1 protein-coding gene is annotated in these 264 nt (G+C 68.6%); it reads right to left on the bottom strand.

Annotated elements, in window-relative coordinates:
• Positions 1–264, bottom strand: a 264-nt coding sequence (locus UK23_RS47015) for a ketoacyl-synthetase C-terminal extension domain-containing protein (protein ID WP_045318373.1), incomplete at both ends; no start/stop codon positions are given.

The raw sequence follows: 264 nt of genomic DNA, 5'->3' as shown, positions 1-264 counted from the left end.
CCAATCATCTCAGGCAGGTCTGACAATTCCGGCGGCGTCGGAGGCGCCTCGATGATCACGTGGGCGTTCGTGCCCGAGACACCGAACCCGGACACCGCCGCACGCCGTTCCCGCGACACCGAGGGCCAAGGCTGATTCGACGTCAACAGCTCGACCCGGCCCGCCCCCCATTCGACGTGCGAGGACGGCGAGGTCACGTGCAGCGTGCGCGGCAGAACGCCGTGCCGCAGGGCCATCACCATCTTGATCACGCCCGCGACACCC

The sequence above is a fragment of the Lentzea aerocolonigenes genome (assembly GCF_000955955.1).
Classification (GTDB): Bacteria; Actinomycetota; Actinomycetes; order Mycobacteriales; family Pseudonocardiaceae; genus Lentzea; species Lentzea aerocolonigenes_A.
This window is presented reverse-complemented; position numbering and strand designations above follow the sequence as displayed.